The sequence below is a fragment of the Streptomyces sp. NBC_01439 genome (assembly GCF_036227605.1).
In the GTDB taxonomy this organism is placed as follows: Bacteria; Actinomycetota; Actinomycetes; order Streptomycetales; family Streptomycetaceae; genus Streptomyces.
This window is the reverse complement of sequence record NZ_CP109487.1, coordinates 7,895,830-7,917,516: the sequence shown is the minus strand read 5'-3', so window position 1 is coordinate 7,917,516 and position 21,687 is coordinate 7,895,830. Positions and strand designations below refer to the sequence as shown.

Annotated in this window: 17 protein-coding genes and 1 pseudogene; 11 read left to right on the top strand and 7 right to left on the bottom strand. The window is 72.5% G+C overall.

Annotation, left to right across the window (positions count from 1 at the left end):
• Positions 1-40: 40 nt before the first annotated feature.
• A complete protein-coding gene (locus tag OG207_RS36160) occupies positions 41-1,723 on the bottom strand; it encodes an FAD-dependent oxidoreductase (RefSeq protein WP_329104666.1) in 1,683 nt (560 codons plus the stop codon).
• A 146-nt stretch (positions 1,724-1,869) separates the two neighbouring features.
• Between OG207_RS36160 and OG207_RS36155 the strand changes: the two genes are divergently transcribed.
• Entirely contained in the window at positions 1,870-3,042 is a 1,173-nt protein-coding gene (locus tag OG207_RS36155; RefSeq protein WP_329104664.1) for a SchA/CurD-like domain-containing protein, read from the top strand.
• A 13-nt stretch (positions 3,043-3,055) separates the two neighbouring features.
• Positions 3,056-3,307, top strand: a complete 252-nt coding sequence (locus OG207_RS36150; protein WP_030011473.1) for an acyl carrier protein — start codon at positions 3,056-3,058, stop codon at positions 3,305-3,307.
• A gap of 83 nt (positions 3,308-3,390) precedes the next feature.
• Here the strand turns inward: OG207_RS36150 and OG207_RS36145 are convergent, their stop codons facing one another.
• From OG207_RS36145 to OG207_RS36135, 3 genes are all read right to left on the bottom strand, one after another.
• Complete coding sequence (locus OG207_RS36145; RefSeq protein ID WP_329104661.1) at positions 3,391-4,449, bottom strand: methyltransferase; 1,059 nt, start codon at positions 4,447-4,449, stop codon at positions 3,391-3,393.
• 35 nt (positions 4,450-4,484) lie between these two features.
• Positions 4,485-5,603 carry a right-handed parallel beta-helix repeat-containing protein gene (locus OG207_RS36140; RefSeq protein WP_443072875.1) on the bottom strand — a complete coding sequence of 373 codons (1,119 nt, stop codon included), beginning with the start codon at positions 5,601-5,603 and terminating at the stop codon, positions 4,485-4,487.
• 241 nt (positions 5,604-5,844) lie between these two features.
• On the bottom strand, positions 5,845-6,393 hold the full coding sequence (locus OG207_RS36135; protein WP_443072797.1) for a DM13 domain-containing protein: 549 nt from the start codon (positions 6,391-6,393) through the stop codon (positions 5,845-5,847).
• 255 nt (positions 6,394-6,648) lie between these two features.
• On the opposite strand from OG207_RS36135, the gene OG207_RS36130 reads away from it, so the two are divergent.
• Positions 6,649-7,011 (top strand): hypothetical protein, encoded by a 363-nt coding sequence (locus tag OG207_RS36130; protein WP_329104657.1) that lies wholly within the window; start codon positions 6,649-6,651, stop codon positions 7,009-7,011.
• Between the two features lie 150 nt (positions 7,012-7,161).
• Positions 7,162-11,031, top strand: coding sequence for a WD40 repeat domain-containing protein (locus OG207_RS36125; protein WP_329104655.1), 3,870 nt, complete (start codon positions 7,162-7,164; stop codon positions 11,029-11,031).
• Here the strand turns inward: OG207_RS36125 and OG207_RS36120 are convergent.
• The gene (locus OG207_RS36120) at positions 11,015-11,584 is read right to left on the bottom strand and encodes a helix-turn-helix domain-containing protein (RefSeq protein WP_329104652.1); all 570 of its coding nucleotides are present in this window, start codon (positions 11,582-11,584) and stop codon (positions 11,015-11,017) included. The genes OG207_RS36125 and OG207_RS36120 overlap by 17 nt on opposite strands.
• Positions 11,585-11,778: 194 nt before the next feature.
• On the opposite strand from OG207_RS36120, the gene OG207_RS36115 reads away from it, so the two are divergent.
• From OG207_RS36115 to OG207_RS36085, 7 genes and pseudogenes are all read left to right on the top strand, one after another.
• Positions 11,779-12,558, top strand: coding sequence for an ABC transporter permease (locus OG207_RS36115; RefSeq protein WP_329104650.1), 780 nt, complete (start codon positions 11,779-11,781; stop codon positions 12,556-12,558).
• Positions 12,555-13,274: an ABC transporter ATP-binding protein gene (locus OG207_RS36110; protein WP_329104648.1), complete on the top strand. Its 720-nt coding sequence runs from the start codon at positions 12,555-12,557 to the stop codon at positions 13,272-13,274. The genes OG207_RS36115 and OG207_RS36110 overlap by 4 nt, the downstream gene beginning before the upstream one ends.
• Before the next feature lie 32 nt (positions 13,275-13,306).
• On the top strand, positions 13,307-14,302 hold the full coding sequence (locus tag OG207_RS36105; RefSeq protein WP_329104646.1) for an ABC transporter substrate-binding protein: 996 nt from the start codon (positions 13,307-13,309) through the stop codon (positions 14,300-14,302).
• A 52-nt stretch (positions 14,303-14,354) separates the two neighbouring features.
• A complete protein-coding gene (locus OG207_RS36100; protein WP_329104644.1) occupies positions 14,355-15,464 on the top strand; it encodes an aryl-sulfate sulfotransferase in 1,110 nt (369 codons plus the stop codon).
• Between the two features lie 332 nt (positions 15,465-15,796).
• A pseudogene (locus tag OG207_RS36095) lies at positions 15,797-16,740 on the top strand (LLM class flavin-dependent oxidoreductase).
• 48 nt (positions 16,741-16,788) lie between these two features.
• Entirely contained in the window at positions 16,789-18,183 is a 1,395-nt protein-coding gene (locus OG207_RS36090) for an NtaA/DmoA family FMN-dependent monooxygenase (RefSeq protein ID WP_329104642.1), read from the top strand.
• 50 nt (positions 18,184-18,233) lie between these two features.
• Positions 18,234-19,373, top strand: a complete 1,140-nt coding sequence (locus OG207_RS36085; RefSeq protein WP_329104640.1) for an LLM class flavin-dependent oxidoreductase — start codon at positions 18,234-18,236, stop codon at positions 19,371-19,373.
• 177 nt (positions 19,374-19,550) lie between these two features.
• Here OG207_RS36085 and OG207_RS36080 read toward each other — a convergent pair whose 3' ends face one another.
• Both OG207_RS36080 and OG207_RS36075 read right to left on the bottom strand, forming a co-directional pair.
• Entirely contained in the window at positions 19,551-21,116 is a 1,566-nt protein-coding gene (locus OG207_RS36080) for a hypothetical protein (RefSeq protein WP_329104638.1), read from the bottom strand.
• 129 nt (positions 21,117-21,245) lie between these two features.
• Complete coding sequence (locus OG207_RS36075) at positions 21,246-21,440, bottom strand: hypothetical protein (protein WP_329104636.1); 195 nt, start codon at positions 21,438-21,440, stop codon at positions 21,246-21,248.
• Positions 21,441-21,687: the final 247 nt, after the last annotated feature.

The window sequence follows — 21,687 nt, the reverse complement described above, 5'->3', positions numbered from 1 at the left end:
GACGGCGCCCCCGGTGCCCGCGGGAACGGGAGCGGCCGGATCAGGAGCGGTCCAGCAGCGTGGTCAGGACCTCGTGGAGGACCGCTGCCGGATCCGCCACCGCCTGCGCCGAACGCCAGGCCACGAAGCCGTCCGGGCGGACCAGGATCGCGCCCTGCGCCGTCGTGCCGTGCACCTCGGTCCAGTCGGCGCCGTTCGCCGGGATCAGATCGGCCTCGGGGCCGGTACCGATCGCGTACACGTCCAGGGGAACGCCCAGCAGTTCGGCGACGGACCGCCCCGCGGCACGCCACGGCGCGTCCTCGGAACACAGCAGGACGAAGGAACGCTCGTAGAGGTCCACGGTGGACTTCGGCTCCGGGTCCCCCGGACCGCAGAGCCACATGTGCGGTGCGCGACTGCCCGGATCGCCGCAGAGCCGCATCCGTTCGGGCACGACGGACTGGTCCGGGTCGGCCCCCAGCACCGCGCCCCGGTTGTAGCGGTAGCCCATGGCCACGGAGAGGACCCCGCCCTGTCGACCGCCGCCGCCGATGCCGGGCACGGACGCGGACCCGGAGGCCGGCGTGGACGTGGGCTCGGCGTCGGGCTCGTACCCCGGGTGGCTGTGCTCCGCCGAACGCGCCGAGGCGCGCTCGCTCGTCGCCCGGGCCACCGGCAACCGCTCGGCCTCGTAGGTCTGTAGCAGCCCCGGCCCGGCCGAACCGTCCAGCACCGCGGCGAGCTTCCAGGCGATGTTGTGGGCGTCCTGGATGCCGGTGTTCGAGCCGAACGCCCCGGTGGGGGACATCTCGTGGGCGGAGTCGCCGGCCAGGAAGACCCGGCCGACCGCGTACCGCTCGGCGACCCGCTCGGCGGCGTGCCACGGGGCCTTCCCGGTGACCTCGACGTCCAGGTCGGGGGCGCCGACGGCCCGGCGGATGTGTTCCACGCAGCGCTCGTCGGTGAAGTCCTCCAACGTCTCGCCCCGGTCCGGGTGCCAGGGCGCGTGGAAGACCCACCGCTCGCCGTTGTCGACCGGCAGCAGGGCCCCGTCGGCATCGGGCTTGGTCAGGTAGCACACGATGAAGCGCCGGTCGCCGACCACGTGGGCCAGCATCTGCGACCGGAAGGTGATGCTCACGTTGTGGAACAGGTCTCCGGAGCCGCTCTGACCGATCCGGAGCGCCTCCCGCACGGGGCTGCGCGGCCCGTCGGCGGCGACGAGGTAGTCCGCGCGCACCGTGCTGTGCTCCCCGGTCTCCCGGTTCTTCACGATCGCGGTGACCCCGCCCGGGTCCTGGTCGAAGGAGAGGAGTTCGGTGGAGAACCGCAGGTCAGCCCCGAGTGAGGGGGTCACGGACATCAGGACCGGCTCGATGTCGTTCTGGCTGCACAGACACCATGCCGCCGGACTGAAGCGCGCGAGCGCGCCGCCCGGATCGATTTCCTCGAAGAGCCACTCCTGGTCGTCACCGGTCAGCGAGCCGCCCTGCATGATGCCGTGGTTGTCCGCCAGGACCGAGGCGGCCTCGCGGATCTGGTCCTCGACGCGGGCGACCCGGAACAGTTCCATCGTCCGTACGTTGATACCGCGTCCGCGGGGGTGCATCGAGGTACCCGCGTGCTTCTCGACCACCATGTGTCTGATGCCATGCCGGCCGAGGAAGAGCGAGGTGCACAGACCCACCAGCGAGCCGCCCACGATGAGGACCGGGACGTGGTGGTCGACGTTTTCCTTCATGGCTCTTCCATGCCCTGTGCGAGGCCGGTTCCCTCGCTCGTTCACCCGCTTGGTTCTCTCCTCTCGCGCCGCAGGGATTACGGGACAACGATCGGTTCGGGTGGCGCCGCCCGTGGCGACCGTGTGGTCTCGAAGGAGTGTGAACGATGACAACCTTGTCGGAACGGATATCCCAGTCCGCCTTCGACGGCTCGAGACTTCGGGTCGTTCTGCTGCTGGATCTGTACGACGGTGCGCAGAATCAGTTCCTGGAGGTGTACGAACATCTCCAGGAACAGGTGTCCTCCGTCCCCGGACACATCAGCGACGAGTTGTGCCAGTCGATCGAGAATCCGTCGCAGTGGCTCATCACCAGCGAATGGGAGAGCGCACCGCGGTTCTTGGCCTGGGTCAACAGCGAGGAACACGTCGCATCGGTGCAGCCGCTCCACGGCTGCGTACGGGACACCCGCTCGCTGCGCTTCAGCGTGCTGCGGGAGGTCGGCAAGGGGCCGGGCGCCGGCTCCCCCTCCCCCACCGGCCCGCCCTCCGCCCCCGCCCCTTCGCCGGACACCGCGGACCGGGCCCGGGGCAGCCTCCAGGTCGCTCCGCGGCGCGGTGACGGCGTGGTCCGCCACGCACTCACCTTCACCGTGAAGCCCGGCAGCGAGCAGGTGGTGGCGGAGCTCCTGGCCGGGTACACGTCCCCCCAGGCCCAGGTCGACGAGAGCACCCGGCTGCGCCGCACCTCGCTGTTCATGCACGGCAACCGCGTCGTCCGGGCGGTCGAGGTCGAGGGCGACCTGCTCGCGGCCCTGCGCCACGTGTCCCAGCAGCCCGAGGTACGGGCGCTGGAGGAGGCCATCAACCCGTACCTGGAGCAGGACCGGGATCTCAGCGACCCCGGGTCGGCCCGGATGTTCTTCACCCGTGCGGCGCTGCCGGCGGTGCACCATGTGGCGGCCAGCGGCCGCGAGAGCGCGGACGTCAGGCGGCACGCCCTCTTCTACCCCGCGAAGGACGGGTGCGGCATGGCGCTGGCCCGGCTGCTCGCCGGGCAGGACGAGGCCGCCGTGGACGATCCGACGAGCCCCATCGAGGGCAGCACCGTCTTCCAGCGCGACGACATCGTCGTGCGCCTCCTCGACCTGCGCGGTCCGCTCGACGCGCGGCCCGCACTGGCCCTCGGCGTCGAGGGCGGCCACAAGGCGGCCGTGCTCGCCCGGCTGCTCGACAGCGCCAAGGACGGCGTCCCCACCACCGACCAGGAGATCTCACGCTTCCTCGCGCGCTCTGAAATGCGCCTGATCACCGACCGGCGTGCGCCGGCCCAAGCCTGAGGAGTTGTCCGTCATGACCGCTCGACTGACCATGGAAGAACTGGCCGCCCTGATGAAGAAGGGTGCCGGCGTCACCGTCGACCCCGCGGACATGGCGAGCCGCCCCGACTCGGGCTTCGACGAGTGGGGGCTCGACTCCCTGGGACTCCTCGGCATCGTCGGTGAGCTGGAGAACCGGCACAGCCGGCCGCTGCCCGCCGACGCGGACCGCTGCAAGTCGCCGCGCGAGTTCCTCGACCTCGTCAACAGCGCCCTGGCGGCCTGACGCCGACGCCCGGGTGACCGCGGACGCCTTCGAGACCGGCTTCGTGCCGGTCTCGAAGGCGTGCGGTCCTATGCCGGCCGGCATCACCCGGGCACGGTGCACTCGAAGGCGTGCAGGTAGGCGTTGACCGGCCGGATCTCGCCGATCACCAGTCCGGCGTCCTCCATGCGGGCGGTGAGGCTGGCCTTGGTGTGCTTCGCGCCGCCGACGTTGAGCAGCAGCAGCAGGTCCATGGCCGTGGTGAACTTCATCGACGGGGTGTCGTCGACCAGGTTCTCGATGATGACGACCCGGGATCCGGGACGGGCCGCCTCGACGACGTTGCGCAGGGTCCTGCGGGTGCTGTCGTCGTCCCACTCCAGGATGTTCTTGATGATGTACATGTCGGCGTCGACCGGGATGGCCTCACGGCAGTCCCCGGGGACGATGTCGGCCCGTGCGGCGAGCGGACCGTCCTCCCGCAGCCGCGGATCCGCCTTCGCCGCCACGCCCGGCAGGTCGAGCAGGACGCCCCGTACCGTCGGGTGCTTCTCCAGCAGGCTCGCCAGCACGTGTCCCTGACCGCCGCCGATGTCCGCGACGACCGAGATCCCGGTGAGGTCGAGGAGCTCCGCCACGTCCAGCGCCGACTGCATGCTGGAGGTGGTCATGGCCCGGTTGAACACGTGGGCCGACTCGTGCGCGTCCTGGTGCAGGTAGTCGAAGAACCCCTTGCCGTACAGCTCCTGGAAGACGCTGTCGCCGGACCGGACGGCGTCGTCGAGCCGCGGCCAGGCCTGCCAGGTCCAGGGCTCCGTGCACCACAGGGCGATGTAGCGCAGGCTGTGCGGGTCGTCCTCGCGCAGCAGTCGCGACATCTCGGTGTGGACGAACTGCCCGTCCTCCGTCTCCGCGAAGATCCCGTAGCAGGACAGGGCGCGGAGCAGGCGTTGCAGGGGCAGCGGCTCGGAGCCGACCGCGGTGGCGAGTTCGGCGGCGGAGGCGGGCGACTCCCCGAGGGCGTCGGCCACCGCGAGGCGGGCCGCGGCCCGTACGGCGGCGGCGCAGGCCGCTCCGAAGACGAGCTCGCGCAGGCGCATGGCCGGCTGGGGGGTGTGCTGGGGGGACGGGATCGGTGTCGGAGTGGGACTTACCGTGGTCATGAGGCCTCGATTCCGCTGATCAGGGGGGTCACGCGTCAGCACATCCCGGCCGGTACGGAAGATGCGCACCGGTTGTTGACGAACTGGTTGCCCGTTCCGGTCCCCTGGTTGGCCAGGTCCGCCGGCTTGTTGTCCCGCACCACGTTGTCCCGGATGACGTTGTCGGTGTTCGTCGCGCCCACGAAGCTCTTGAACAGCAGGATTCCGCCGGACAGCGGGGAGGCTCCGACGTTGCCGCGGATGTCGTTCGAACGCACGACCGTCTGCTCGGCGCCGGTGAGGACGATGCCGACGCCCTGGATGTCGGGGAGGCGGGTGTTGCCCTTGCAGAACTTGTTGTTCTCGTGGATCCGGTTGTTGCGGATGGTCATGTCCCCGGCGCCGGGCTCGCCCTCGTCGCCGACGACGAAGATGCCGCCGCAGTTGCCGGTGAGGGTGTTGCCGTAGACGGAGAGGTTCCGCACGCGCCGGACGGTCACGCCGATCCGGTTGCCGGTCAGCGTGTTCCGGCGGATCACGGCGCCCAGGGTGTCGGTGGCGCCGCCCTCCCGATCGACGGTGTTGGCGATGAAGAGGCCCGACTCGACGTTGTCGCGGGCGGTGTTGTCGCGGAAGAGCCCGCGGGTGGAGCGCTCTTGGGCGATGCCCCAGGTGCCGTTCTTCTCGGAGATCACCCGCTGGACGCTCAGCCGGTCGGTGTAGGAGGCCCAGATGCCGTTGCGCTTGAAGCCCGAGACGGTCAGCGACCGGATGTCCACGCCGACGACGGGCTGTTCCGCCGTCCCCATGACGCAGATTCCGGTGTCGGCCTGCGAGCAGGCGAGCGCCCTGCCGGACGGCGCCGTCGCCGCGGTCGGCGCCTTGGCCGCTCCGGGTGCCACCGGCGCCGTCGATGCGCCGGGGGCCGGCGGTGCCACGGGCGCGACCGGCGCGACGGCCGTGACCGGCGGCTTGATCACCGTCCGGGCACCGAACCCGCGCAGGGTCAGCCGCTTGGTGATCAGCACGTTCTCGTAGTAGGTGCCGGGCATCACGGTGATGATGTCGCCCGGCCTGGCGTAGTTCACCGCGTCCTGGATCGAGTCGCCCGGGTGCACTCTGCGTCCGGCCTCGGCGGCGGCGGACGGCGCGAGCACGCCGAGACCTGCGGCCATGACGACTGCGATGCACGTGAGGGACTTGATTTGTCGGTTCGTCACGATGCCGAAGTTATGGGCGATTACGACCTATTTCCACACCGCTTGCGCGGATGGATACATCCCGTGGGCAAACGGCCGCATTTTGCCGTCCGGACGAGTGGATAGTCGTACTCCGGGAGACGGCCGAACGGGGGTGACGCCCGATCAGCTCCGGCCCCACGGCGTGTCGCCCGGCCCGGACGGCCCCGGCGGCGGGTCACACGGCGGTGAGGCCCGCCGCTCCGAAGGAGACGTCGAAGCGGTCGCACCAGATGGTGACGCTGGTGAACTCGGCGACGTTCACATCGGCGGGCACCGGGTAGTTCTGGTCCCCCTTGTTGCCCTTGAGCTTGCCGAGGCTCACGTGCTTGCCGTCGTCGAAGACGCGCCAGCCCGCCACGCCCTCCTTCACCGGGGCATCGGCCAGCCACACCCGCAGGTCCGGGCCGTTGCTCGTGTCGAGGTTCGCCAGCCGCACGGTGTGGGACCCATCGGGGAGCCGGATGAGTTCCACCGCGCCGGTAGTGGCGTGCTCGTGGCTGATGAGCGTCCCGCGGGCGACGGTCACCGGGGCGGCCGGGGCACCCGGTACGGCCGCGGGCGCGCCAGGACCCGACGGCGCGGCAGCGGCCGGGAGCGCCTCGCGGACGGTCTCGTCCTGCCACAGCTTCCACGGCTGCAGCCAGTACAGCGCCACTGCCACCACCACCACCGCCGCGATCGATGCTCCGCCCCACAACCGTCCGCGCCGCCTCGTCCGTGTCACTGCCGTTCCCTCTTCCTCGCCTCGTCCGTCTCTTTCGAATTCAACGCGGTCGGGGCGCCGTGCGCCATGCCCGCACCAATGACGAAAGTCTTACGCCGCACCATCCGGGCGTTGCCCTCCTGCTCCGTGTTCGGGCTGGTGGCAGGGGGTTTCCCGGGCGCCGCCGCGATGGGCGACGGGCAACCCGTCGACCTCGGTACGGGCCGGGGGGAGGCTGGAGCCGTCCGCACGAGGCACGCACCACAAGGGGAAACCATGCGCAAGATGTTCCGCGGCGCCGCCGCGCTCGCCACCGCCGTCGTCGCCGTGATCGCGCTCAGCGGTACGGTCGAGGCCAAGCCGGCCGACGCGTGGGCCGGCTGCCCGGACGGGGCGGTCTGCATCTACCCTCAGAACCAGAACCCCGCCGTCAAGCCGACGCACGTCTTCTACACCTACGGGGCGCACAAGCTGAGCGACCAGTTCGGGAACCACTGGGTGCTCAACAACCAGTACGGCGGTGCTACCGCACAGCTGTGCACGGGTTCCGCGGGCTCGGGCTGCGGCAGCCCCATCGCCGCCAAGACCGGTGTCTACGCCGACCTCACGCCCATCAACTCGGTCCGTCTCAACCCGTAGCGACGCCCCATCCGGGGCGGTGTACGGAGCCGCGCGCCTGGCGGCTCCGTACGCTCGTGTGCTGGTCATACCGATTCGAAGGGGCGGCCGTCCGCCCCACCCCCGCGGTAGCCTGGCCGCTCCCGTACCGCTGCCTGGGCGCACACTGCCATGGGGGATGTCTTGGGGGATCCGGACCACCGGCGGAAGACCGATGGCCAGCGCGAGTCCGACGACGCCGCGATGCCCTTCCCCGCCCAGCTGAGACGTCTGCGGCTGCAACGCGGTCTGTCCCTCGCGGACCTCGCCCGGCAGACCCATTACAGCAAGGGCTATCTGAGCAAGATCGAGACCGGCTCGAAGCGCGTCACCGTCGACGTCGCGCGGCGCTGCGACGACGTACTGCGGGCCGGGGGTGAACTGGTGCGGATGGTCGGGGAAACGGGGCCGCGCGGAGCCGACGGCAACGCCGGCACGGGCGACACCGGTGCGCAGGCCGGTGCGCGGGCCGACGGCGAATGTCCCTACCGGGGCCTGCCGGCCTTCACCGCGCAGGAGGCCCGCTGGTTCTTCGGACGGGACCGCGCGACGGCCGAGCTGATCGAGCGGGTCTTCGAACGGATCGGCGACGGACCGCTGATGCTGCTCGCCCCGTCGGGCGCGGGCAAGTCCTCCCTGCTGAACGCCGGTTTCGTGCCGGCACTGCGCGGGGGCGGCTTCCCGATGCCGGGCTCGGACACCTGGCCGGTGCTGCGGTTCACGCCCACCGCGCACCCGCTGGACGAACTGCTGGACTGCGCCGCGAGAGCTCTCGACGGCGATCCCGGCGTCACCGTGGGCGAGCTCCGGGACCGGCCGCACGCGCTGCTCGAAGCCGTCCGGCGGCACGCGGGCGGTGACCGGGTGGACGGCCCGGGCCGAACGCCGCCGCCCCCGCGTCCGGTGCTGCTCGTCGACCAGTTCGAGGAGCTGTTCACGCTGTGTTCCGACGAGGACGAGCGGCGCGCGTTCGTCCGGGTGCTGAGCGCGCTGGCGACCGCGCGCCCCGTGCCGGACGGCCGCGTGCCGGACGGCCCGGGCGCCGCCGTCGTGGTGCTCGGCGTACGGGCCGACTTCTCCGGGAACTGCCTGGACCTGCCGGAACTGGCCCCGGTCTTCACGCGGGGGCTGTTCGTCCTGCCCCCGATGTCCCTGGCGGAGCTGCGGGAATCGATCACCCGCCCGGCGGAGCTCGCCGGACTCGCCCTCGAACCGGGCCTGTTCCCGCTGCTGATGCGCGATGTCGGACTGCGCGACGACCAGCCCGACCGGACCCCCTCCGGGGTGCTCCCCCTGGTCTCGCACGCCCTGCTGGCCACCTGGCGCCAGCGCGAGGGCGCCACCTTGACCGTCGACGGGTACGAACGCACCGGCGGCATCCAGGGGGCGATCGCCCGCACCGCCGAGGAGGTGTTCACCCGCCTGTACCCGGCCGAGCAGAACACGCTCCGCCGGGTCCTGGTGCGACTGGTGCACGTCGCCGACGGTACGGGCGCCACGCGCCGCCGGATGAGCCGGACCGCCCTGATGGAACAGCTGGCCGACGCGGGTCCCGCCGCGGCCGCGCTCGACGCCTTCGTCCGGGCCCGCCTGATCACCATGGACCGCGACACCGTCGAGATCACCCACGAGGCCCTGCTGCACGCCTGGCCGCGGCTGCGCGGCTGGATCCGCGCCGACCGGGCCGGGCTCCTGGTCCACCAGCAACTGGCCCACGCCGCCGCCGAATGGGAGCGCGAGGGCCGCGATCCGTCGGCGCTGCACCGCGGGACCCGCCTGGAGACCGCCCGGGCCTGGGCCGACGAGCACGACGGCAGGAGCCGGCTCGGTCCGCTGGAGGCCGCCTTCCTGCGGGCGAGCCAGGACGCCGAGGACGGCCGTGAGCGGCAGGCCGGGCGGCAGGTGCGGTTGCGGCAGTGGACGCTGGTCACGCTGGTGGTCCTGCTGGTCCTCGCCGTGGGCGCGGGCGGGCTCGCGTACCAGCAGCGCGCGGGCGCGCTCGACCAGGAGCGCGTCGCCCGTTCGCGGGCGCTCGCCCTGCAGTCCGCGGCGCTGGCCGCGGGCCGGCCCGAGGCCTCGATGCTGCTCGCCGGTCAGGCGTACCGGACCGCGGCGACGAGCGAGGCCCGCGGGGCGCTCCTGAGCACCCAGTCCCAGCCGTTCACCGCCCGTCTGGGCGGGCACGGCGGGCCGGTCAACGCGGTGGCCTTCGGTCCGGGCAACGGCCTGCTGGCGACGGCCGGTTCCGACGGGACGGTGCTGCTGCGGCGGGTGGCCGACCGCCGGACGATCGCGACCTTCACCCTGCCCGGGCGGGTGCGTGCGGTGGCCTTCAGCCCTGACGGCAAGATGCTCGCGGCCACGTCGACGGACGGGCCGGCGCGGCTCTGGGACACGGCTGGCCGCGGCGCGGGAGCGCAGCTCCCGGGGAGTACGACGGGCGCCCGGGCCGTGGCCTTCGCACCCGACGGGCGGAGCCTGGCCGTCGGCGGCGCCGACGGGACGATCGGGCTGTGGGACGCGGCCGGTGACCACCGCGCCCTCGCGTCCCTCACGGGCCACACCGGGCGGGTGAACTCCCTGGCGTACGCCGCCGACGGCCGGACGCTGGTGTCGGCCGGCGCCGATCGGACCGTACGGCTGTGGGATCCGGTGGAGGCGGGTCCGCAGGCCGTCCTCACCGGGCACACCGACGAGGTGCTCGGCGTGGCCTTCGCCCCGGACGGCCGTACGGTCGCGACGGGGGGCGTCGACCGCACGGTACGGCTGTGGGACGTGGCCGTGCGCCGGGCGACCGCCACGCTGACCGGGCACAGCGACGACGTCAACGGCGTCGTCTACACCCCGGACGGGACGACGGTCGTCAGCGCGGGCGGCGACGGTACGACCCGGCTGTGGGACGTGGCTGGGGGGCGGGCCACGGCCACGCTCGCCGGCCACACCGACTACGTCCTCGGGGTGGCCGTGGACCGGGACGGTGCGGTGCTGGCCACCGCCGGGTTCGACCAGTCGGTGGTGCTCTGGGACCTGCGGGGCGCGGTCCTGACCTCGCGGCCGTTCACGGAGATCTGGCACGCCGCGTACAGCCCGGACGGGAAGCGGTTGGTCACTGCGGAGGCCGATCACGCGGTGCGGCTGTGGGACGTCGCGGGGCGCCGGGTCCTGGCCACGTTCGCAGGGCACGGCGAGACGGTGTTCTCGGTGGCGTTCGCGCCCGACGGGCGGACCCTGGCCTCGGCCGGCTCGGACGGCACGATCCGGCTCTGGGACACCGTGGCCCGGGGCCGGTCCGCCGTGCTGGACGGCCGGGGCGGGACGGTGTTCGCGGTGGCCTTCTCTCCGGACGGGCGGACCCTGGCCTCGGCCTGTTCCGACGGCTCCGTGCGGCTGTGGGACGTGGCGGGGCGCCGCCCGCTCGCCGTCCTCACCGGTCACACGGACTTCGCCAACGACGTGGCGTTCAGCCCCGACGGACGCACCCTGGCGAGTGCCGGGGACGATCTGACGGTCCGTCTGTGGGACGTGGCGGAGCGCCGCCCGCTCGGCGTCCTCACCGGTCACCGGGGCGCGGTGCGCGGGGTGGCCTTCAGCCCGGACGGGCGGACGCTGGCGAGCAGCGGCAACGACGGGACCGTACGGCTGTGGGACGCTCGGCGCCACCGCTTCCGCGCGGCGCTGGTCGGACACACCGGTTCCGCGCGGGGGCTCGCCTTCTCCCCCGACGGCCGCACGCTCGCGAGCAGCGGCAACGACCGCACGGTGCGGCTGTGGGACGTGGCCGGGCGCCGGACGGTGGCCGCGCTGTCCGGCCACGCGAACGCGGTGTGGGGCGTCGTGTTCGCTCCCGACGGGCGGACGGTGGCCAGCAGCAGTACGGACGGCACCGTGCGGCTGTGGGACCTGGACGTCGGGACGCGGCTGGCGGCGGTCGACGGGCTGCGGACGTCCGGGCCCGAGGGGCGGGACGGGGGTCCGGCCCTCGGGCTCAGGCGTTCGCGATGACGAGCAGGGTGCGTGCCGCTGCCGGGCCCGACAGGCGGCAGCGGTGCGGGACTTCGCCCCGGTGGTGGGCGCTCTGGCCCGCGCGCAGGGTCAGCGGGTCCTCGCCCTCGACCTCGAGGACGATCTCGCCCTCCAGGACGTAGAGGAAGTCCTCGCCGGGGTGTTCGAACCAGCCGCGCTCGCCCCGGCCGGGCTCGAAGTGGTGCTCGTAGGCCTCCATCAGGGTGCTGCGCCCGCCGGGGATGAGGACCTGGGCGATCTGTCCTGCGGCCTCGCTCACGCGAATCACCTGGGGGTCGCTCTCGTGGCTGACGGCGCCGGGCCGATCGGGCGGCCGTAGGAAGGTGCCCGGGGTGACGTCCAGGGCCTCGGCGATCCGGTAGATCGAGCTGAGGCTGGGCGTGGCGAGTCCGCGTTCCAGCTGGCTGAGGAAGGGCTGGGAGAGGCCCGATCGGGTGGCGAGTACGGCCATGGAGACGCCGCGCTGCTTGCGGCAGCCGCGGATCACCCGTCCGACCTCGATCGCTTCGGGCGTGGGTTCTGGGCGAGACACGCAGGTGAACGTACCTCATCGGGTCTGGCGTGCCGGAGGGCCGCGGGAGGTTTCGCACGGCCGCAACCCTCCCGTCATAAGCGTGGTCAATTATTGACCTCACTTATCAACGCGTTGAAACAGGCGCCTCGCAACGAATGCGCCGGAACGAACGCGTGGCAACGAACGCGTCGCAACGAACGAGGAGCCGCCCCGTGCACGCCACCCCCTCACCCCCCGGCCGGGGCCTCTCCGGGCTCGGCCCGGCCCTGGGCGCGGCCGGTGTCGTCCTCGCCCTGTGGTACCTCCTCGCCCGCTCCGGCGGGGTCGCCCCGGGACTGCTGCCCACGCCCGGCGAGACCGCGACCGCCCTGGCGGACATGGCCCGCAGCGGCACCCTGGCCGCCGACCTCGGCGCCAGCCTGGCCCGGGCCGCACAGGGCTTCGCGCTGGGTGCCGTCGGCGGCAGCGCGCTCGGCTTCACCACCGGCTACCTGCCGAAGGTGTCCGCCGCCGTCACCCCGGTGATCTCCTTCCTGCGGCCGATCCCGGCCATCGCGCTGGTACCGCTCGCGACCGCCTGGTTCGGCATCGGCGAGAGCGCCAAGCACCTTCTCATCGCGTACGCCGTCCTGCTCGCCGTCTGGCTGTACGTCCACGACGGGGTGTCCCGGGTACCGGTCTCCCACCTGCGGGCGGCCCGGTCGCTGGGGGCCCCGCTGCACCGGCGGTTCACCGAGGTGCTGCTGCCCGCCGCCGCTCCCGTGCTGCTCGCGGCGCTGCGCTACGGGGCTTCAGTGGCCCTGCTCGCCCTCGTCGCGGCCGAACTGGGCGGCGCGGACAGCGGACTGGCGTACCGGCTCCAGGTGGACGGCCAGTTCCTGCGGGTGGACCGGATGTTCGCGGGGCTGCTCGTACTCGGGCTGCTGGGGGTGGCCGTCGACCTCGTACTGGCCGCCGTGGGCCGCCGGTTCGTGCACTGGAGCGCGTCATGAGCCTCGAGGTACGCCTGAAGGGGCTCTCGGTGGGCTACGCGGCCGGCGCGCCGGTGCTGGAGCACACCGACCTGGAGTTCGCGGCGGGCTCGTTCACGGCGCTGCTCGGGCCCAGCGGATGCGGCAAGTCTACGGTCCTCAACACGGTGGCCGGCTTCGTACGGCCCACGGCCGGGCGGGTCACCGCGGGCGCGGAGCCGGTGCGCGGGCCCGGCCCGGAGCGGGGCGTGGTGTTCCAGCACTACGCGCTGTTCCCGTGGCGCACGGCCCGCGGCAACGTCGAGTTCGCCCTGGGGCGCCTCGGGCTGCCCCGTGCGGAGCGCCGCCGGCGCGCCCTCGCGGCGCTGGCCGAGGTGGGGCTCGCGGACGGCGCGGAGAAGTACCCGGCCCAGCTGTCGGGCGGGATGCAGCAGCGGGTGGCGCTGGCCCGGGCGCTGGCCGCCGAGCCCGAAGTGCTTTTGATGGACGAGCCGTTCGGTGCGCTGGATGCGCTGACCCGGACCCGGATGCAGACCCTGCTGCGGGAGCTGTGGCAGCGCCGCGGCACCACCGTCCTGTTCGTCACGCACGACATCGACGAGGCGCTGGCGCTCGCCGGGCGCGTGATCGTCCTCGGCGGGAGTCCCGGGCGGGTGCTCGCCGACCACGCCGTGCCCGCCGGGCCGCCCGATCCCGACCTACGCTCCCTGATCACCCGTCACCTCGGCTCCGAATGATCCCGTTCACATCCCCGGAAGGACCGCTCACCATGCTCGGACCCCGCGCGGTGGCCGCCGTACTGCTGGCCGCCCTGCTCTCCCCGTTCGCCACGGCCTGCGCCGGATCCCCCTCGGACCCGGCGGACGACCGTCCGGCCGTCGCCCTCGCCGCGAGCGACCATCTCGGCGGCGCCCCCGTGTACGTGGCCGAAGAGGGCGACCTGTGGTCGGCCGAGGGCATCGAGGCCACCGTCACCACCCAGCCCACCGGCCGGGACGCGTTGAACGCCGTGCTCGGCGGCCAGGCCCAGCTCGGCGTCGTCGGCGATCTGCCCGCCGTGACGGCCGCGCTGGGCGGGCGGGAGCTGCGGGTCGTCGCCGACCTGTCCCGCTTCTCCGACTGGCGCCTGCTCACCAGGACCGACCGGCAGATCACCGCCTTCGCCGCGCTGAAGGGCCGCAAGGTCGGAGTCCCCCAGGGCACGAACGTCGAGTACGCGCTGTCGCGGATGCTCGCCTCGGCACAACTGACCGCGGCGGACGTCACCGTGGTGAACCTCGCCCCGAACCAGGTCACTTCGGCCCTGGCCCGCGGCGACATCGACGCCGGCGTCACCTTCCCCAGCTTCTACGACGCCGCGCGCACCGCCCTGGGCGGCGCCTACGCCGAGCTCCCCTTCACCGGGTACACGGCCAGGACCCTCCTCGTCGCCGGACCCTCGGCGAGCGAGCAGAGCACCACCGCGGTCCTGCGCACGCTGCTGCGCGCCCAGCGGGAACTCGGCGCCAACCCGGCCGAGGCCCGCAAGGCCGTGCTCGCCCAGTCCAAGGGCGTCCTCCAGGCCGCCTACGTCGACGCCTTCCAGCCGCGCTACACGTACGGCGCCACCCTCTCCCCCGAGCTGTTGGCGCAGCTGGAAGAGGAGGCCGCCTGGGCCAAGGCCGCCCAGAACCTGCCCGGCGCCGCCGACCGCGCCGCACTGCTGACGTACCTGAACACCGGCCCGCTGGCGGCCGTCGACCCGGCCGCCGTCACCGTCCGCTGAACCAGGCACCCGCACCCGCACCCGCACCCGCACCCGCACCCAGGAGAATCCCATGACCGTCGACCAGAACACCCTGCGCCGCCGCGGCGTCGGCCTGATCGCCCACGACCCCGAGCGCAGCTACGGCGGCCTCACCCTCTACACGCCGATCACCAGCGCCGGCGAGATCCACCTCGTCGACATCGAGGGCCGGCCGGTCCACACCTGGAACTCCCCGCACCCGCCCGGCCGTCAGGCGCAGATCCTGCCGAACGGAAACCTCTTCTACGCGGCCAAGGACACGAGCGGCCCGACCCTCTTCCCCATCTGGGACGTCTACCACGGCGGCATCTTCCAGGAGCTGGCCCCCGACTCGACGGTGGTCCGCGAGGTCCGGCACCCCTTCCACCACCACGACGCCTCGCTGCTGCGCAACGGCAACCTGATCATCGGGGCCGTCGAGCCGCTGGACCCGGCCGACGCGGCCCGGATCCGGGGCGGCGTCCCCGGGTCGGAGGCGCCCGGCGGGGTGATCTACGGGGACGTGGTGTACGAACTGACCTGGGACGGGGAGATCGTGTGGCGCTGGGCCGCCATCGAGCACCTGGACCCGCAGGAGGTACCGCTGAACCCGCACTTCGCGCGCAACCACTGGCCGATGGCCAACACCGTCAACGAGAGCGCGGACGGCTCGATCGTGGTGGGCTTCCGCAGCGCGTCCACCACCGTGTCGGTGGACCGCGCCGACGGGTCCGTGCGCTGGCGCATCGGCCCGGACGTGCTGGCCCAGCAGCACCATCCGCACGAACTGCCCGGCGGCACCCTCCTGGTCTTCGACAACGGCACCTACCGCGCCACCACTTCGGTGCCGTACTCGCGGGTGCTGGAGCTCGACCCGGCCACCGGCAAGGAGGTGTGGGCGTACGAGGACAACCCGCCGCAGAACTTCTTCAGCCCGTACATGTCCAGCGCCCAACGCCTCCCGAACGGCAACACCTTCATCGCCGAGGGCTCCTTCGGACGGCTCTTCGAGGTGACCACGGGCGGGGAGGTGGTGTGGGAGTTCGTGGTCCCGCAGTTCCGGTCCTTCGGGGAGGGCGTGGGCCTGGAGTCCTCGGCCGGCGCCCAGAACTCGGTCTTCCGCGCCTACCGGTACGCCGCGGAACAGATCCCGTGGCTGTGAGGCACACCCGTACGTCCCGGCAGCCCCCCACAACCCCCGCGCCCCACACACCCCGCATCATTTCACTGGAAGGCGTTTCATGTACGGCTGATTAAATTGGCGCACGCGATCCGGCTCTACAAGTCGAGCTGCTTCACCCTGCGCCGCCTGCCCTTCTTCCCGGCCGTCCGGGCCCCGGGCAACACCGCTGCCAAGTTCTCTTAATATTACGTTCCTTGTATGGCACCGCTATCGGGCGTAGCGTTTTCGAGAGGAAATGATGACGGGCCGAATTGCGCGATCCCGCATCGGCTTCCCTTTTCCGTACGCCGAGCAGGAAGGCGCAATTCTCCGTGTCCGTTTCCTCATCGTCCCCGGCGCCCCTGCACCTCGCCGTCGCCCTCGACGGCGCGGGCCGGCACCCGGCCGCCTGGCGCGAGCCGGGTGCCCGGCCCGCCGAGCTCTTCACCGCCCGCTATTGGGCCGGTCTCGCCGCCGAGGCGGAGGCCGGGCTGCTCGACTTCATCACCTTCGAGGACGGCCTCGCCCTCCAGTCCTCCTCGCCCACCGGCCCCGACGGGCGGACGGGGAGCTGTACGCGGAGGCCGCCGACCACGTCGAGGTGATCCGGCGGCTGTGGGACAGCTGGGAGGACGACGCGGAGATCCGGGACGTGGCCACGGGCCGGTTCGTCGACCGCGAGAAGCTGCACCACATCGACTTCGAGGGCCGTCACTTCAGTGTCAGGGGGCCTTCGATCACCCCGCGCCCGCCGCAGGGTCAGCCCGTCGTCAGCGCGTCCGGGGACGGCGAGGCCTCGTACGGGCTCATCGCCCGGTCAGCGGAGGTCGGGTACGTGGCCGCGCACGACGGCGACGGCACGCGGGCGGCCGTGGCGGCGATCCGGCGGGCCCGTGAGACGACCGGGCTCGCGGCGGACCCGCTGCACTTCTTCGGGGAGCTCACGGTGTTCCTCGACGTGGACGCCCCGGCGGCCGCCGCGCGCCTGGAGCGCCTCGACGCGCTCGCGGGCGTCCCGTACGCCCGTGACGGCGCGGTCTTCACCGGAAGCCCCGGCGAGCTGGCGGACCTGCTCCTGGAACGGCGTGCGGCGGGCCTGTCGGGCTTCCTGCTGCGGCCGGGCTCGATCGCCCACGACCTGCCCGCCATCACCCGGCGGCTGGTGCCGGAACTGCAGCGGCGCGGAGCCTTCCGCCAGGAGTACGGGGCGGACACCCTGCGCGGCCTGCTCGGGCTGGACCGCCCGGCCAACCGTTACGCGCGGCCCGCGGCCTGATCACGGCTCGATCCGCCGCCTGCCCCGGACCCTCCGGAAGGACCCACCATGAGCAGCAAGCCGCTCAAGCAGATCCACCTCGCGGCCCACTTCCCGGGCGTCAACAACACCACGGTGTGGAGCGACCCGGCCGCCGGCAGCCACATCGACTTCGACTCGTTCATCCACTTCGCCCGGACGGCCGAGCGCGCCAAGTTCGACTTCCTCTTCCTCGCAGAGGGGCTACGACTGCGCGAACAGGGCGGCGTCCTATACGACTTGGACGTAGTGGGCCGGCCCGACACCTTCACGGTGCTCGCCGCGCTGGCCGCGGTGACCGATCGTCTGGGCCTGACCGGCACCATCAACTCCACCTTCAACGAGCCCTACGAGGTGGCCCGCCAGTTCGCCACGCTCGACCACCTCTCGCAGGGCCGGGCCGCCTGGAACGTGGTCACCTCCTGGGACGCCTTCACCGGCGAGAACTTCCGGCGCGGCGGATTCCTGCCGCGCGAGGACCGCTATTCCCGCGCCCAGGAATTCCTGGCCACCGCCAACGAGCTGTTCGACTCCTGGAACGGCTCCGAGATCGCCGCCGACGCAGGGACCGGCACCTTCCTGCGCGACGCGGGGGCGGGGGCCTTCGCCCATCGGGGCCGGCACTTCGACATCGAGGGCCACTTCAACGTGCCGCGCAGCCCGCAGGGCCGGCCGGTGATCTTCCAGGCGGGCGACTCCGAGGAGGGCCGGGAGTTCGCCGCCGCCGGCGCCGATGCCGTCTTCGGACGGTACGGAACCCTCGATGCGGGGCGGGAGTTCTACGCGGACGTCAAGGGCCGACTCGCCCGGCACGGCCGTGCGCACGACCAGTTGAAGATCCTGCCCGCGGCCACCTTCGTCCTCGGGGACACGGACGCGCAGGCACGGGAGCTCGCCCACGAGGTGCGCCGCCTCCAGGTCAGCGGGCAGACCGCGATCAAGTTCCTGGAGCACGTCTGGAACCGGGACCTGTCCGCCTACGACCCGGACGGTCCGCTGCCCGAGGTCGACCCCGAGGTCGGGGAGAACACCATCGCCCTCGGGCGGGCGAGCGTACGGCAGTTCCGCGATCCGCTCGCCACCGCCCGGCAGTGGCGCGAGCTGGCCCGGGCCAAGAACCTGTCGATCCGCGAGCTGGTCATCGCGACCACCGCCGACCAGACCTTCGTCGGATCGGCCGCCACGATCGCCGAGTCGATCAACACGCTGGTACAGGCGGACGCCGCCGACGGTTTCATCCTGGTCCCCCACATCACCCCCGGCGGCCTGGACGGATTCGCGGACTCCGTCGTACCGCTGCTCCAGGAACGGGGGGTCTTCCGCACCGAGTACGAGGGCACCACTCTGCGCGACCACCTCGGCCTCGCGGCTCCGACCCCGTCCTCCCGACCCCGGAGGGCTTCGCAGAGCCGAGCTCGGCGCTGATCGACGGTTCCTTCCCTCCCTCCTCCCCCCGACTCTCAAGGAGTCCGGCCATGCCCGGCATCCCCCTCGGGGTCCTCGACCTCGTCCCCGTCTCGTCCGGTTCCACCGCCGCCGAGGCCCTGCACCGCAGCATCGATCTCGCCCGGCGGGCGGAGGAGTTCGGCTACGCCCGCTACTGGTTCGCCGAGCACCACCTCAATCCCGGGGTCGCCGGTACCTCGCCGGCGGTCGTGCTCGCGCTGACCGCCTCCGCGACCACCACCATCCGGCTCGGCTCCGGCGCGGTGCAGCTCGGACACCGCACCGCGCTGTCGACCGTCGAGGAGTTCGGCCTGATCGACGCGCTGCATCCCGGGCGCATCGACCTGGGGCTGGGCCGCTCGGCGGGCCGGCCCCGGCCGTCCGCCGGTGTTGGCGGGCAGCCGCCGGTCACCCCGGTCGTGGACGGGTACGCCCCGAACGGGCTGCGGATCCCCGCCCCGTTCTCCTTCGCCCCTCTGCTGGGCCATCCGCGGGTGGCCCTCCAGCAGAAGCTGCTGAACCTGCCGGGGGCCGAGCCGCAGGAGTACGGCGAGCAGGTCGACGACGTGCTCGCGCTGCTGCGGGGCGAGTACCGCTCGCCGGAGGGGGTGGAGGCGCACGCCGTCCCCGGCGAGGGGGCCGACGTGGAGGTGTGGGTCCTGGGCAGCAGCGGCGGGGTGAGTGCGGAAACGGCGGGTCGCAACGGGCTGCGGTTCGCAGCCAACTACCACGTCAGTCCGGCGGCGGTGCTGGACGCGGCCGCGGGATACCGGGCAGCCTTCAAGCCGTCGGCCGCACTGGACCGGCCGTACCTGACGGTGTCCGCCGACGTGGTGGTGGCCGAGGACGAGGAGTCGGCGCGCGAACTGGCCACCGGGTACGCGGCCTGGGTGCGCAGCATCCGGAGGGCCGAGGGGGCCATCCCCTATCCCACCCCGGCCGAGGCGCGGGCCCTGCCGTGGACCGAGGCGGACCGGCAGCTGGTGGCCGACCGCGTGGAGACCCGGTTCGTCGGCTCCGCGCGGACCGTCGCCGATCACCTGGAGCGGCTCCAGGTGGCGACCGGCGCGGACGAACTGCTGATCACCACGATCACGCACGGGCACGCGGACCGCGTGAACTCCTACCGGCTGCTCGCCGAGGAATGGCACCGCCGGTCAGCGCACTGACGAGGCCGCCGCCAACAGCGCCGGTCGCTGATCGACCTCCCGCTCGTCTCCAGCGCCGTCGTTCCCGCCGGCACCGTGGCGTGCTGGTTCCGGCCGATCGTCCGAAGCGGGCGCCGTGCGCGGTGAGCCGCCCGCCGCCGGGGGTACCCGGCGGCGGGCGGTCCGTCCGTCCGTCCGTCAGGTGTCGCGGACCGCGACGATGCCGTTGAAGACGCCGACGTACGCGGTGCCGTCGGGGCCGAGGGTGATCGGGGCCCAGTTGTTGTCGTAGAGCGGACCGGTGCCGGTCAGCTGTCGCCAGCGGCGTTCGCCCGTGCGGAAGTCCACCGCCGTGAGGTACCAAGCGTCGATGCCCCAGGCGTTCGGCTCCTTCTCGTAGAAGTAGAGCAGCCCGTTCGCGGTGGAGAGCTTCGGGACCACGGAGGGAGCGCGGATCGCGCTCGCCCAGACCGTGTCGCAGCCGCTGGCGTCGGCGCGGACGTCGATGCGGGCCGCTCCGCCCACGACGGACTTGCCCAGCAGCAGGGTGGTCGGGTTCTCGTAGCCGTAGTTGTTCTCGACGACGATGCTGTTGCCCCAGGTGATGAGGGAGTTGTCGGTGGTCGAGGCGCCGGATCCGAACACCGGCACCTTGCAGACCAGCCGCCGGTCGGCGGGTACGTCCGCCCCGCGCTTGTAGACCAGGACGTTCATCCGGTCGTCGGCGTTGTCGGTGATGGCGACGTAGCCCTGGCCGAAGAGGTCCGGGGTGGTGCCCGACCCCTGGTTGACCGAACCGGGCTTGGACGCCGTGCCCCGGTCGTACGTCTGGCGCCACTGGATCTCGGGAGTGCCGTCGGCAGTGGCACGGAAGCTGTAGAGCGCGTGGTCGGAGACGATGGAGACGCCGTCTTCGGCGACCGAGAAGGAGTTCTGGATCTCCTCGCCCGGCAGCTGGACCGAACGGATCTGCGAGGTCACCGGATCCACCGTGCCGACCCGGCCCTGGCGGGTGACCCACCAGATGCGGCCGTTCCAGTCGGGCATCACCGAGGTGACGGGGTCACAGGTACCGCTGGGCCACAGGTTGGTCCAGGTCACGCAGTCGTGCGGGACCTGCCCCGTGAGGTCCCAGTCGTCGTCGACCGTGAACTTCCAACTGCCGTCGGGGTTCTGCGAGTGGGCCAGGCGCAGGATGTGCTGGCGGGAGTCGGCCAGCACCGCGCGGTCCTGGTCGTCCAGGTAGAAGTAGGCACCGCCCGAGGTGTCCTTGAAGATCTTCGCGAAGTCGAGCGAGGTGATCGCCTCGACCGTCGAGGAGCGCTGCGGGAGCTGGTGTTCCGCGAGCGTGGCGAGCGTACGGGGCTCCAGGAGCTTGACCTTGAAGCCGGAGAAGGTGCCGCACACCGTGACGAGCCGGCCGGCCGAGTCGAAGGTCGCGGTCGCGCACTCGCCGCCGAGTGCGGCGATCTTCTCGCTGGTCGCCTTCGGGTTCTTGCCGAGCGGCCCCGACCAGGGGGAGGTGGCGCTGCCCGCCGCGTCGGAGTGCATGCCGCTGCGGCCGTTGGGTGCGAGGAAGGGGTGCTGCGGCGGCGCCTCGCCGGGCAGTGGGGCGGCGGCCGCGGGCGCGCCGTCGTAGTGGGTGACGAGGCGGTGGCCGGGGGCCTTGGGTATCTCTTCGGCCTGGGCCGGCGAGCCGCCGTACATCACCGTGAGGGCGGCGACGACGGGCAGCACGGCGCAGTTCAGCGATCTTCGGAACATCCGGACTTCCTCCGTTTCTCTCAGCGTTGTTGACATTGCGTCTGATGTCGCGCCGCCGCCAGACGCTAGATCGCACCGCTCGAGGAGTCCATGGATGGGCCGGATGATTCACGAAGGCGCAACAGTCGATCAAGGATTGAGACTGGAGACGACGTGCGCGGTGGCCGTCAGGCCGTCGTGGATGGTCGCGGCCATGCTGCTGCTCGCGAGGTAGAAGCCGAGCAGCGCGCAGACGACGGCGTGCGAGAACTTGAGACCGCCGCTGCGCAGGAAGATCCAGGCCAGGATGAGGAGCAGGACGACCGCCGAGAGGGAAATCACCATCGAAACCTCCTTACTCGCCGCCATGGTGGCGCAGGAGGGGGTGCCTTCGGGCGAAAGGCGTGTCCGCCGTACGGGTGTTGACCGTCCGTGACGGCCGGTCGGTCCTTGACGATCCCGTCCGAGTCGGTCGTACGGTCGCACCGGCCGCCGGCCGCCGGCCGCCGGGGTGAGGCGGGCGGGCCCTGCGGGAACAGAAGGGCACGAACCCGGGCACACCGCGAGCCGCCGGGCGCAGGGGGCTTGTCGG